The sequence below is a fragment of the Marinomonas sp. FW-1 genome (assembly GCF_005222245.1).
GTDB lineage: Bacteria > Pseudomonadota > Gammaproteobacteria > Pseudomonadales > Marinomonadaceae > Marinomonas > Marinomonas alcarazii.
Genome location: NZ_CP025987.1, coordinates 2529722 through 2541850, shown reverse-complemented (window position 1 = coordinate 2541850; position 12129 = coordinate 2529722). Strand labels below are relative to the sequence as shown.

The following is a 12129-nucleotide window of genomic DNA, read 5'->3' as shown; positions in this document are numbered from 1 at the left end:
ATTAATCTTTGTACGCCCTTGGGTTTAAATGATCGCGCAACCAATCTCCTAGCAAGTTCATGGCTAATATCAAAATAATGAGCGTGATGCTTGGGATGACACATATCCACCATGAGCCAGCAAACATATAGGCAAACCCCTCTGAAATAAGCGAGCCGAGTGACGGTTCGGTGGCAGGCATGCCTAATCCTAAAAAGGACAGGGCAGCTTCAGCCACAATGGCGTTAGCTATTTGTACCGTGAAAATAACCAAAATAGGTGACAGGGTATTGGGTAAAATATGTCGGAACATAATGCGCTTCGAGCTGATTCCCATTACTCTGGCGGCATCCACATACTCTTGTTGTTTTTCAGCCAATACTGAGGCGCGAATGGTTCTGGCAAATAGTGGCCATTCGGTTAAGCCAATAACCAGAATAAGAATGACCATAGCAAGCTGCTGATAGCGAGCCATACCAAATAAAGATTGGAAAATAGCTAAAAAAACAATTGCCACCATCATGTTTGAAAAAGACAGCTGAATATCAGCACAGCGCATCAGAAAGTTATCAATACGGCCACCTAAATAGCCAGCAACTAAACCAATGCAGATACCAAGTGTTACTTGAATCAGAACGGCACAAATTCCTATCGTGAGTGACAGTCTTGTGCCGTACAAAATGACGGACAGTAAGTCTCGGCCTTGGGCATCGGTGCCCAGCAAAAACTGACTGTTCCCACTGATCCAGCTAGGAGGGAGTTCAGAGTTAAGAAGATCCATAAAAGCGGGATCTGAGACATCATAGGGCGCGACTAAAGGAGCAAGTAAAGCCACAAGGCAATAAAAAACAAAGATGATAAGCGCCATCATTGCAAGCTTGTCGCCCACCACGCCAGACCAAATATGATTCCAACGACTGCCTGCGATAGGGTGGGTGAGGTCCTTTTTTGGGTGCTTCATAAACCATGACTCGCTAAGCGTACAGTTGGATTAAATAACCCATAAATCAAATCAACAAAGGTATTTGTGATAACGAAAATGCCTCCCACCACTATTAAATACGCAGAAACCAATGGTGTATCGACTCGGCTAACGGAATCCATGAATAAAAAGCCCATACCAGGCCACTGGAAAATAGTTTCAGTAAGTATGGTGTAAGCTACTAAAGTACCTGCTTGAATACCGCCAACAGTGATCACGGGGAGCATGGTGTTTTTTAGCGCATGAATAAAGTAAATGCGTCGGGCAGATAGGCCTTTTGACCAAGCAAAGCGGATATATTCAGATTGTAAGACGTCCATCATTTCAGCACGGATTAAGCGAACAAAAATAGGCATTAATGCAATGGCTAATGACAAACTAGGCAGAAGTAGGTGACTGAGTCCATTTTTGTTAAATAGACCGCTTTCCCATAGCCCTAAAACTTCAGTAGTTTGTCCTCTGCCAAAGCTGGGAGCAATATTGAGTTCTATCGAAAAAATGTACACCATCAGAATAGCGACAATGAAGATGGGGACGGAAAGGCCAATAGAACTTGTCACCATGAGCAGTCTTGAAAGTATATGTTTGGGTTTAATTGCGGCCATGACACCACAAGGGGTGGCAATCAGGATCACAATTAATATCGCGCAAAAGGCCAGCTCTAATGTGGCTGGTAGCTTTTCCAAAATGACGTCCAGCGCAGGCTCTTTGTAATAATAAGAGGTGCCAAGGTCACCCTGAATTGCGCCTTTAGCAAAACGCCAATATTGAATGAGAAACCCATCATTCAAGCCAAGTTCGTTACGTAATTGGTTGCGTTCTTCTGGTGATACGGTCATGGCCACCATTTGTTGTACTGGGTCACCTAACTTGTCCTGAATGGAGAAGCTAATCAAACTGATAATGATCATGACAAAGCAAGCTTGCAGTAAGCGCCGTAGTAAAAAAATCAGCATAGGAAAGGTATGTATCCACTTATCATTAAGGCTGTGTTTAGGGGCAGTATACCTTTAATGTGATTGGTGTACTCTCTATTCTTCAATGAATAGATCTCCTATATGCGGGTAGTTTTGATCATTGACTATGTCTTTTATATTGACGCCGTCTTTGGCCGCCCAAGTCAGAGATTGCCAGTAAAGAGGCACGACGGCAGAATCGTTATAAATTTTCCACTCGATTTGCTGTAAAAGTCGCAGGCGTCTCTCTGGGTTCATTTCTCTGTTTGCTTGACGGATATCCGCATCGATTTCAGGTCTGCAATATTCACTGGCATTATAAGCGCCCATGCCCGTATTGGTATCTGGACAAGCAATAATAAATTCAAATAAATTATTGGAATCCATTGTGTCTGATTGCCAGCCGAGCATCATCATGTCTGCGCTGCGATTATCATACTCTTTAAAGTATTGCGCTTTGGGAAGGGTTTTTAATTCGACAGTAATGCCGATTCTGGAAAGCATGGCACTGATGGCTTGGGCGACTTTTTCATCACTCATATAGCGGTTGTTGGGTGCCATCATGCTAATGCGGAAGCCTTTTTCGTAACCGGCTTCTTTCATTAATTCTAGTGCTTTTTCAACATCGTATTCTGGCTCAAGGCCGTTGATGTGTCCGAGAAACCTGTCTGAACTTAACTGGCCCGCTGGTGTAGCGTAGCCTTTTAATATTTTATCAACGATTAGCGCTTGGTTGATGGCTAAATTGATGGCTTTTCGTACTCTGACATCCTGAAACTCTTTGCGTCTATTTTGGTTCATGTGAAGCAATAATATGCGCGTACTTGGCAGGGTGACGAGCTGGATGCCTGAGACTTTTTTTGCCCGTTCGATATCAATCGGTGAGACTGGAAAGATAAAGTCCACATCTCCTGAAAGTAGCGCCGCAAGCCGAGTGGAGTCCGTTCGGATGGGCGTGAGAATAATCTTGTCGGCGTTGCCTTTTGAGTTTTTATCCCAGTAATTTGGATTTCGTGTTAGCTCCATCCAGCTACCTAATTCACGATTGTCTAGAATGTAAGGCCCTGTTCCAGACACATTGCGAGAAGCAAATGTTTCACCGTATTTAATGATTTGATCTTTCCCCTGATAAAAGGCTTTATCTATTGGAAAGACATAGGTCATTATATTCAGTAATAATGGGTTGGTATAAGTGGTGTGAACGTCAATAGTATATTCATCAACCATTGTGACTTTGTCTATTGTGTCGAACATGGCGCGAAAATCGGGCGATTTTTTTAAACGTTCTATGGTGTATGCAACATCTTTTGATGAGAAAGTATTGCCTGTACTAAAGACAACATTCTTTCTTAGGAAAAAACGCATTGTATGGCTGTCGAGTCGTTCCCACTTGGTGGCAAGGCGAGCTTCGAATTGCCCGTTTTTATTCCATCTGAGCAATGGATCAAAAACAAGATGAGAGAATTGCAGTGTGCTTTCTGATAATTGTTCATGAGGGTCTAATGAAACAGGGTCCGTGTCATAGGCTATTTTCAGTGTTGTTGCCACTGCCTTGTTGTATAAAAGTAAAGCCAAACAACAGGCTATAATAACCTTTATCTTCATTGTTTCTGTCTCGTTAGTAGGCTGAATGTTCGAGTGTGGTGTTTGGTACCTAACAGACCTCGGCTTGGTGTAATGTAGATCCTAGAGGAATGTTAAATCTTGACCATAAAGATGACAATTGGCCATTTTTGCAAAAAAAAGAGTAAAAAGACAGTAAGACTGCTATTTGCTGGCGTATTTAGATAACAATGTCGCGTAAGCTTTCGCTCAATTTTCCACTACTTGCAGGTCGTCATGAATTATTTTGCACATCTTCATATTGCTTCTCTTACTCATACATCATGGGTAGGTAATCTGCTGGGGGATTTTTCGGTTGAGGTGGAAAGTCTTGATACCGACCTGTGGATCGGTTGGCAGCTGCATCAGAAAGTGGATGTGATGGTGGATAACCACGAGGCCAGTGTGTTGTTTCGTTCTATGCCGAGAAAAGGGCGTCGTCGCTTTGCTGGAATCGTTCAAGACATTGTGATGGATTATTGGCTCATACAATATTGGGATCGCTTTAGTTCTGTTCCGTTAGATGCTTTTTGTGATCAAGCATTATTTGGCTTAGTGCAAGATAAAGAGCGTAGTCCAGAACGTTTGCAGAACATGATTCGTTCATTGGAAAACGAAAACTGGTTGGCAAATCTGGGCACCATTGATGGTGTGGAGAAGGCAATTTATTCCATTATGCGACGCTGGCGTCATGGCGAGTATTTGGCTGATTTTGTAGAGGACTTAGAGCTGGTAATCAAACAGGCAGAAGCGCCGTTCTTACGCCTGTATCCTGATTTACTAAAGTTTGTAGATGAAGAAATGAAAAAAAGCCGAGGCCACACACAGCCTCGGCTAATGGGCTTGGCGACTCTCTAGTAGAAAGTCAGCCCAATCGAGAGAACAACCAGACTATGCGTTAAGCTAGGTGCAGATTCCTTGCTTTGCTTAATCTGGAATGGACGAGTATAGATAGTTTGTTTAGCGCTGCCTTGATCTGAGTCAGATATAAGGCGCCCACAGTACTAAAATAGCCATGGCAGAGTAATGTTTTTTCTTAATAGAGTATTTTCTCTATCTTGTAAGAACTTATGGTAGAATTCGCCACCGAAAAAAGCGTGGTTGAAATGGGAGAGTTAGGTTGAGCGTTCAGTGGTATCCAGGGCACATGAATAAAGCGCGTCGAGAGATCGAAGAGGTCATGACGCAAGTTGACATCGTTATTGAAGTGTTGGATGCCCGTATTCCTGATTCCAGCCAAAACCCCATGTTGAATACATTACGTGGTGATGTGCCTGTTTTGCGTTTGTTGAATAAAAAAGACTTAGCGGACAAAGCTCGTCTAGACTTATGGTTAGAGCATTGGCGCGGTAGTGAAACGGTTTTAGCGCACCCATTCTCGACATTGGATAAGGCAGACGTCGCGAGAATTAGTCAGTGGGTTGGACAGATGGTTCCTCATAGGGGCAGTGCTGAAAAACCGATTAGAGCGATGATTGCTGGTATTCCTAATGTCGGCAAGTCTAGTCTAATGAATGCTCTTTTAGGGCGACGTGTTGCCAAAGTCGGTGATGAGCCAGCTGTGACAAAGTCTCAACAAAAACTGAAAGTGACAAACGGTTTCCAGATATTAGATACACCTGGCATTCTATGGCCAAAAATTGAAAACCCAGATGCAAGCTACCGTTTAGCTGTGACTGGTGCTGTGCGAGATACGGCTATTGATTACGAAGATGTCGCATTAGTCGGAGTGAAGTTTTTTATTACCGACTATTTAGATGCCTTGATGACACGCTATAAATTAAAAGATGTGTCGTCGGACCCATATGAAGTCTTGAGAGTGATTGGCTCTAAGCGAGGCGCTTTGCGATCTGGTGGCAAGGTCGATATGCATAAGGCGGCAGAAGTTTTTTTAAATGATGTAAGGGCTGGCGCGATTGGGCCTTACGTGATGGAAACACCAGAAATGATTGCGCATGAAGAGCGTTTGGTGGAAGAGGCTAAAGCGAAGAAAGAAGCAGAAAGGCAAGCAAGGTTAGCTGCGGCCGTTCCGCAGCGACAGCAGGCGAGTAATCGAGCTTATCGCGATAATCAAACAAACCAAACGGATCAAGCCCAGTCTACTAAGCATGATGAGAATACAAATGACAAGCAGTGAGGTTCACGGTCATGGATTATGAAATTGCCTTTGATCAGGACGAAAATGTGTATCGCATTTATACTGGATATGAGTTCGCCGCAATTGGGGAATGGGTGTCTGAGTATGTGCGTGATGTTGAAAGCATTCAGCGCGTATTAATTGCTGCTCGTTTAGCGGAAACAGAAAAGGAAACAACAGAATTCAAGCATGGCCCTTTTGACGTTATTGTCAGTGAAGAGGGTGTGTCTGTGTCTAGACAAATTGATCTTGATTCAGCTGAAGAAGAGATAAAAGCCATGTTTGATTCACAAGACAGCTTTTATCAAACATCGACAGATGGTATTCAGGCCGAATGTGGTTTAGAAGACCTCATTAATATGATTGAGAATTGGCACGAAGTGCTGAATTAATTCTTAAGTGTCAGAGTAGTTGTTCCTAGTGCGAGCTAGGTTTACACTAGCGTTGTTTATTTTTTTACGTTTTTTTAGGGAGCCGATATGCTCATCGAATTGGAAAAAGCCCGCACTCGAAATAATGTTGTTCGCATTTTTCGTGAAGAATTGGACGGACCAGATAGTTGGACGGACGGTTTTGTCGTGGATGCCAACGAAGAAATGGTTTTGCTCCAATTAGTGGATGACAGTGTTCGTCTAAATGGTTATCAAGTTCTCTTTTTAGAGGATATTAGCGATTTTGCGCATCCTGCTCCCTTTAATGACTTCCAGAAAAAAGTATTGTCGCTTCGTGGCGAAGAAGTTGTTGATCCAGAAGTTGATCTAGATGATTTAGCGGTCATGTTGATTGATATTAGTGAAGAGTTTGGACTGGTGACACTTCATCGTGAAGAAGTAGAACCAGATAGCTGCGAAATTGGTCGTGTGGTTCGTGCCGATTCTGTGACGTATGAGCTTGAGGAAATTGGTTCTGATGCTCGTTGGTTCGATGAAACATTTGAATATGACTTATATGATATAACTCGTATTGAATTTGGCGGCGCTTATGAAGAAGCTCTGCTGATGGCTAATGATGATATGGGTGATGATTCTTATGAGTTGTCAGACGAATACCCAGATGATGGTATTGTTGATGACGAATAAACAAACAAGTGCCTAGTTTGTTTTGTAAAATCACACATAAAGAAACGCCTTAAGGCGTTTTTTTATTTAGAAAAGAACATTTTTTTAATGAAGCCTAAATGATGACATTGACGTGTTATATTTAGTAAATGAAGCGTTTTTAACTTTGAATAACACGATTAAAAAAAGATGAAATATACAAGAGGATCTTTTTAATGTCTCGATGGCTGACTTTTCTTTGTTTGATTGTATTGGTGTCGGGCTGTGCTGCCTATGCAACACACCAGTTTGACACGGTATTCGGCGAACAAAATTCACAGCATCGTGTTGTTGAGGTTAGCGAAGAAGACAGTGCTTTTTATAATGAACACGTTAAACCCATTCTTGATAGTCGTTGTGTTTCTTGTCATGCCTGTTATGACGCACCTTGTCAGTTGAAATTAACCGCGCCCGCTGGTCTTGAGCGAGGCGGTTCAAAAGAGTTGGTTTACGATGGCACTCGCCTGTTGGCTTCTTCACCTACGCGTTTATTTATTGATGCCAATACCACTGATGAGTGGCGATCAAAAGGTTTTCATCCTGTCTTAAATGAGAGAGATCAATCACCGGCAGCGAATTTACAAGGTAGCTTGTTGTATAGGGCGATCGCATTACGTGCTAAACAGGGCTCATTTACACAGCCTGTATTGTCTGATGAATATGATTTCTCATTGGCTCGTGATCAGCAGTGTGTCAGTGTGGAAGAGTATAACCAGTTTGAACAAGACTACCCAAACTGGGGGATGCCTTATGGCTTACCGGCACTCAGCCCCAGTGAGTATGATGTGCTATCTCGTTGGTTAGCCACTGGTGGGAAAATGCCAGCGGCGGCGCAGGCTCCGGCCGATCTTAAAAAGAAAGTTGCGCTATGGGAGTCACGCTTAAATGGTGATGATTTAAAGACTCAATTAGTCTCGCGTTATATTTACGAACATCTCTACTTGTATAGCTTGTATCTTGATGGCGGCGAAGCATTTCGTTTCCAACTTGTTCGTTCTAAAACGCCGCCAGGGGAAGCAATTGAGAGAATCGCCACTCGACGACCTTATGATGATCCAGGTGTGGAGCGTGTTTACTATCGACTTTGGTTAGATCAAGAAGTAAAAGTACAAAAGAACCATATTCCTATGCAGCTGGATGAGGCGCGTTATGCTCGTTGGCAATCGTATTTTTATTCCAGTGATTACGACGTGACCAAAGATCCTGGTTATGAGCCTGAAATAGCATCGAATCCGTTTAAAACCTTTCAAGAAATACCTACGCATGCTCGTTACCGCTTTTTATTAGACCATTCGCAAAAAACGATTATGTCGTTTATAAAAGGCCCTGTTTGTCGTGGTCAAGTGGCGGTAAATGTGATCAATGATCAATTTTGGGTGTATTTTATTGATCCAGAAGTCGTTTACGGTAAAGGTTCGACAGATTATTTAGAAGACCAAGTGCAGGGCTTAGATTTACCTGCCTCAAGCAATAGCCTGCCTATCGCGTCATGGGTCAGATTTTCAGAGCAGCAGAAGTCATATTTGTCTGCCAAAGCGGCTTTGATTGAAAGTGCTGGGTTCAACAATACGCCTTTGGATTTAGATTTGATTTGGGATGGTGAAGGCGTTAATACAAATGCGGCTTTGACTATTTTCCGTCATTTTGACAACGCGTCCGTTGTAAAAGGCATGGTCGGACAGCAACCCAAAACCGCTTGGGTGATTGATTACCCATTATTGGAGCGAATCCATTACCTTCTGGTGGCGGGTTTTGATGTTTATGGCAACGTGGGTCATCAGCTTGTAACGCGCTTATATATGGATTTTTTGAGAATGGAAGGCGAAATGAACTTTTTGCTTTTCCTTCCTAAAGAAGATCGAGAATCTGTTCGCAAGTATTGGTATCGAGACGTAAGCCAAATTATCAAGGATTACATATTCAGTGATTATATTAAGGTTGGTCGTCAGTCGGAAGTGCAGTACGTAACGGATGATCACCAATCAGAACTCTATGAAAAGCTTCGTGAAAAATTATCGAACGTGCTGGATCATAGTCATGACTTAGAACAAAGTAAATTAACGCGAGATCAGCGTGAGGCGCTATACAAGCTGCAAGCTGTGCGCGGTGGTGGTTTGGTTCATTTGCCTAATGTCTCCACGGTATTGGTTACACAGCAAGGTGTTCCGCTTGAAGTGATCAGTTTGATACACAATAAAGCGCATGCGAATATCTCAAGCTTACTGGATGAAGAAGAGACGCGATTACCCGATGAAGACGGTGTGACCCTTGTGAAAGGGGTGTTAGGCGATTACCCAAATGTCTTAATGCAGGTAGAAGAGAGCGAGCTGATTGATTGGGCCAAACAAGTGGGCAGCCTGCAAACGGCAGAAGATTATTCGGTTTTATTGGATACGTTTGGTATTCGCAGAACGCATCCTAATTTTTGGTTTGTCAGTGATGCCATTGCTAACTTGAATAAACAAGATCGTCCAAGAGAAAGTGGTATTTTGGATTATAACCGTCTAGAAAACCGCTAGCTTGTTTTGTTTAAGAGCTGCCAAGGCAAAGCGCTTCTGCATTATATGCATGATTGTCTCCTTGCACTGATAAAGAAGCGCCTTACATAGTAGGTATATTCTTTATTAGGTAAATATTATGGTTCCGTTTTCTATATTGGACTTAGCACCAGTGGCTGACGGCCACTCAGTTGCAGAATCCTTGGCGATGAGTCGTAGAATGGCAGTTGCCGCTGAAAATCATGATTATGCTCGCTTCTGGCTTGCAGAGCATCATGGTATGGCGGGTGTTGCCAGTTCCGCTACATCTGTTGTCTTGTCCTATTTGGGGGCTGCAACATCGAAAATTCGAATCGGTTCGGGGGGCGTGATGCTGCCGAACCACTCACCATTAGTTATTGCTGAACAATTTGGTACTTTGGCTGAGTTATATCCTGATCGCGTTGACTTAGGGTTAGGTCGAGCACCTGGTACAGACATGCAAACCGCCAGAGCCTTGCGTCGCAATATGGATGCCTCTGTTGATAGCTATCCTGACGATGTGCTGGAGTTGCAGCGTTTACTTGGCAGTGGTGATCAGGGTGTTTTGGCTGTTCCTGGGCGTAACACGCATGTTCCTTTATGGATGCTTGGCTCCAGTCTATACAGTGCGCAAGTTGCCGCTGAGTTTGGTTTGCCTTATTCCTTTGCCTCTCACTTTGCTCCAGATCAGTTAATTCAAGCACTTACTGTATATCGCCGTAACTTTAAACCGTCTGAGCAACTGGCTAAACCTCATACAATGGCGGGGGTGATGGCTGTCGTCGCTGATACCGATGAAGAGGCAAAATATTTGTTTACCTCAGCACAGCAGCAGTTTGTGAACTTGCGTCGTAGCCGCAACCTGCCTTTCTCTAAGCCTGTTGAAACAATGGATGGTATTTGGTCACCTAGTGAGAAGTACATGGTTGAGCATATGTTGCAATACGCTATGGTGGGCTCGAAAGCATCGGTTGCCTTTCAGCTGTCTAGTTTCTTAGAAAAAACAAATGTTGATGAATTGATTGTCTCTATGCCAATCCATGACTCCGAAGCCAGATTGAAATCTTTGCGTCTAATGGCCGAAGTTCGGGATAGCTTGTAGGGTAAGAGCAATATTATAGGTGAGGTAAATAGCCACTAAAGACGTTTCTTTAGTGGCTATTTTTTTATTTTTTGTAAGGTGAAGGATCACCTGGTACAGGCTGTGTTTTAAAGCGTCGGTGAGACCAAAAATATTGTTCTTTTTTGGGAGCGATAATGGCTTCCATCAATTCGTTTATTCTAGTGGCGTTTACGACGTCATCTTGAGTTGGGTAGTTTTCTACTTCGGTTAGACTTAAGTGAAAGCCTTTCTCTGTTCTACCATAGTCGTAAAGAACAACAGGGGCGTTGGTCATATTAGCTATACGGCCAATATGGGCGATCGTTGCACATTGACGACCATAAAAAGGGGCGAAGACTGAATTTTTACGTCCGTAATCTTGGTCCACGGCGTACCAAACCGCTTTGTTCTGTTTTAGTGATTTCAACACTTCGCGCATATTAGTACGTTCGATAGTTTTAGAGAAAATGGCTTGGCGTTGACGTTCCATTACCCAGTTCATAACTGGGTTGCTCTGTAGTTTGTAGATCGGATGAACATCGATAAAGCGTGGCATTTGGCCTCCACAAATATCGAGAGAAGAAAAGTGTCCACTAATAAGGATGCAGCCGCGACCTTTGGCTAGAACGCGATCGATCACATCCTGGCCTTCAAATGTGACTCGTGATTGAAACTTTTTCTGATTTTGAAACCAAGAGGCAAACGTTTCAAAAACACCTATCCCCATGCTTTTGAAATGAGCTTTGGCTAATCGAGTTCGCTCAGCATCCGTCATGTCAGGAAAGCAAATTTTTAAATTTACATGGCAAATATTTTTACGGTTTGAACTTAAAGCGTAATGTATCGTACCAAGAATTTTACCCAGAAATTTTTGGCCACACCAAGGTAAATAGCTGAGTAAATAAGCGACGCCCATCGCGCCCCAACTTAACCAGTGTTTTGGTCCCAAAAAGTTTGTGATGCTTTTGTCTAATGTTGTCGTTTTTTTAGCCATGGTATCCCTCCAAAAAAGCCTGCCATTGCTTTTCTGATACACGAAAATTTGTATGTTTGCTGGATTCTTTGTCGAGTGAGCGTTTTAGCCGTTCAACATTGGATTCCATCCAGCTGGAGTGAGGTGTTTTTTGCTCACACTTATCGAAGTCAATAATCCAAACTTTCTGTTGCTCATCTATCATAATATTGTGGCAGTTAAGGTCAGAATGATAGATGCCATTTTGATGAAAACGTTTTACTACTCGCCCAATGTCGTTCCAATTAATTTGAGCCTGTTGATCACTTTTTATTATGTCGAATAAATCTTTAGCGCCTTGTATTGTTTCAGTTAGTAGTAAGGCTTGATAAAAACCAGCCGATACCGAATAGATACCTGCAATTGGGCGTGGTACAGGGAGGTCTAAGTTGCGCATGGTTTCTAAAAGGGTGAGTTCTAGCCATGGTCTGGTGCGGTCTCTGCCTGTAAATAAAAAACGATCTTTGTTAATTTTGGCGATCAAGCCGCCACGCCGATAGCGGCGCAGAACAAATTTGCCAAATTGACTATTGATAAACCAAACGGCGCCACGTCCATTGCCTGTGCCTGCGAGTTCACCTTCTAACTGCCAAAATGAAGAATCAAACCATGTCTTGGATAATGGGAGCTCTGGATCGCTTTTTAGTAACACTGTATTGGGCGATATTTTGATAGCTTGTGGCATGTTACTCGCTTTGTCATGATCTCTGTGGGTTATGTCTACAAAGTTAGACACATTCAAG

The 12129-nt window shown here is 43.0% G+C and carries 11 protein-coding genes; 6 read left to right on the top strand and 5 right to left on the bottom strand.

What is annotated here, in order from left to right; all coding sequences use genetic code 11:
* Position 1: 1 nt before the first annotated feature.
* From C1X04_RS11870 to C1X04_RS11860, 3 genes are all read right to left on the bottom strand, one after another.
* Entirely contained in the window at positions 2–940 is a 939-nt protein-coding gene (locus tag C1X04_RS11870; protein WP_110573562.1) for an ABC transporter permease, read from the bottom strand.
* The gene (locus C1X04_RS11865; RefSeq protein WP_110573560.1) at positions 937–1917 is read right to left on the bottom strand and encodes an ABC transporter permease; all 981 of its coding nucleotides are present in this window, start codon (positions 1915–1917) and stop codon (positions 937–939) included. The genes C1X04_RS11870 and C1X04_RS11865 overlap by 4 nt, the downstream gene beginning before the upstream one ends.
* A gap of 75 nt (positions 1918–1992) precedes the next feature.
* The gene (locus C1X04_RS11860) at positions 1993–3522 is read right to left on the bottom strand and encodes an ABC transporter substrate-binding protein (protein WP_110573558.1); all 1530 of its coding nucleotides are present in this window, start codon (positions 3520–3522) and stop codon (positions 1993–1995) included.
* A gap of 234 nt (positions 3523–3756) precedes the next feature.
* On the opposite strand from C1X04_RS11860, the gene C1X04_RS11855 reads away from it, so the two are divergent.
* The 6 genes from C1X04_RS11855 to C1X04_RS11830 all read left to right on the top strand — a co-directional run bounded on the left by C1X04_RS11855 (position 3757) and on the right by C1X04_RS11830 (position 10374).
* Complete coding sequence (locus C1X04_RS11855) at positions 3757–4377, top strand: ACP phosphodiesterase (RefSeq protein WP_137170029.1); 621 nt, start codon at positions 3757–3759, stop codon at positions 4375–4377.
* A gap of 262 nt (positions 4378–4639) precedes the next feature.
* Complete coding sequence (ylqF, locus tag C1X04_RS11850) at positions 4640–5656, top strand: ribosome biogenesis GTPase YlqF (RefSeq protein WP_137170028.1); 1017 nt, start codon at positions 4640–4642, stop codon at positions 5654–5656.
* An 11-nt stretch (positions 5657–5667) separates the two neighbouring features.
* Entirely contained in the window at positions 5668–6048 is a 381-nt protein-coding gene (locus C1X04_RS11845; protein ID WP_110573553.1) for a YacL family protein, read from the top strand.
* Between the two features lie 87 nt (positions 6049–6135).
* On the top strand, positions 6136–6735 hold the full coding sequence (locus C1X04_RS11840) for a hypothetical protein (protein ID WP_110573551.1): 600 nt from the start codon (positions 6136–6138) through the stop codon (positions 6733–6735).
* A 194-nt stretch (positions 6736–6929) separates the two neighbouring features.
* Complete coding sequence (locus tag C1X04_RS11835; protein WP_137170027.1) at positions 6930–9272, top strand: fatty acid cis/trans isomerase; 2343 nt, start codon at positions 6930–6932, stop codon at positions 9270–9272.
* 118 nt (positions 9273–9390) lie between these two features.
* Positions 9391–10374: an LLM class flavin-dependent oxidoreductase gene (locus C1X04_RS11830; RefSeq protein ID WP_137170026.1), complete on the top strand. Its 984-nt coding sequence runs from the start codon at positions 9391–9393 to the stop codon at positions 10372–10374.
* A 64-nt stretch (positions 10375–10438) separates the two neighbouring features.
* On the opposite strand, the gene C1X04_RS11825 is transcribed toward C1X04_RS11830, so the two are convergent.
* Positions 10439–11368, bottom strand: coding sequence for a lysophospholipid acyltransferase family protein (locus tag C1X04_RS11825; RefSeq protein ID WP_110573545.1), 930 nt, complete (start codon positions 11366–11368; stop codon positions 10439–10441).
* A complete protein-coding gene (locus tag C1X04_RS11820) occupies positions 11361–12071 on the bottom strand; it encodes a 3-deoxy-D-manno-octulosonic acid kinase (RefSeq protein WP_137170025.1) in 711 nt (236 codons plus the stop codon). The genes C1X04_RS11825 and C1X04_RS11820 overlap by 8 nt, the downstream gene beginning before the upstream one ends.
* Positions 12072–12129 lie beyond the last annotated feature (58 nt).

Excerpts from the sequence above, each read along its gene's own strand:
- C1X04_RS11870 (WP_110573562.1), bottom strand. The coding sequence starts at position 940 with ATGAAGCACCCAAAAAAGGACCTCACCCACCCTATCGCAGGCAGTCGT.
- C1X04_RS11865 (WP_110573560.1), bottom strand. The coding sequence starts at position 1,917 with ATGCTGATTTTTTTACTACGGCGCTTACTGCAAGCTTGCTTTGTCATG.
- C1X04_RS11860 (WP_110573558.1), bottom strand. The coding sequence starts at position 3,522 with ATGAAGATAAAGGTTATTATAGCCTGTTGTTTGGCTTTACTTTTATAC.
- C1X04_RS11855 (WP_137170029.1), top strand. The coding sequence starts at position 3,757 with ATGAATTATTTTGCACATCTTCATATTGCTTCTCTTACTCATACATCA.
- C1X04_RS11845 (WP_110573553.1), top strand. The coding sequence starts at position 5,668 with ATGGATTATGAAATTGCCTTTGATCAGGACGAAAATGTGTATCGCATT.
- C1X04_RS11840 (WP_110573551.1), top strand. The coding sequence starts at position 6,136 with ATGCTCATCGAATTGGAAAAAGCCCGCACTCGAAATAATGTTGTTCGC.
- C1X04_RS11835 (WP_137170027.1), top strand. The coding sequence starts at position 6,930 with ATGTCTCGATGGCTGACTTTTCTTTGTTTGATTGTATTGGTGTCGGGC.
- C1X04_RS11830 (WP_137170026.1), top strand. The coding sequence starts at position 9,391 with ATGGTTCCGTTTTCTATATTGGACTTAGCACCAGTGGCTGACGGCCAC.
- C1X04_RS11825 (WP_110573545.1), bottom strand. The coding sequence starts at position 11,368 with ATGGCTAAAAAAACGACAACATTAGACAAAAGCATCACAAACTTTTTG.
- C1X04_RS11820 (WP_137170025.1), bottom strand. The coding sequence starts at position 12,071 with ATGCCACAAGCTATCAAAATATCGCCCAATACAGTGTTACTAAAAAGC.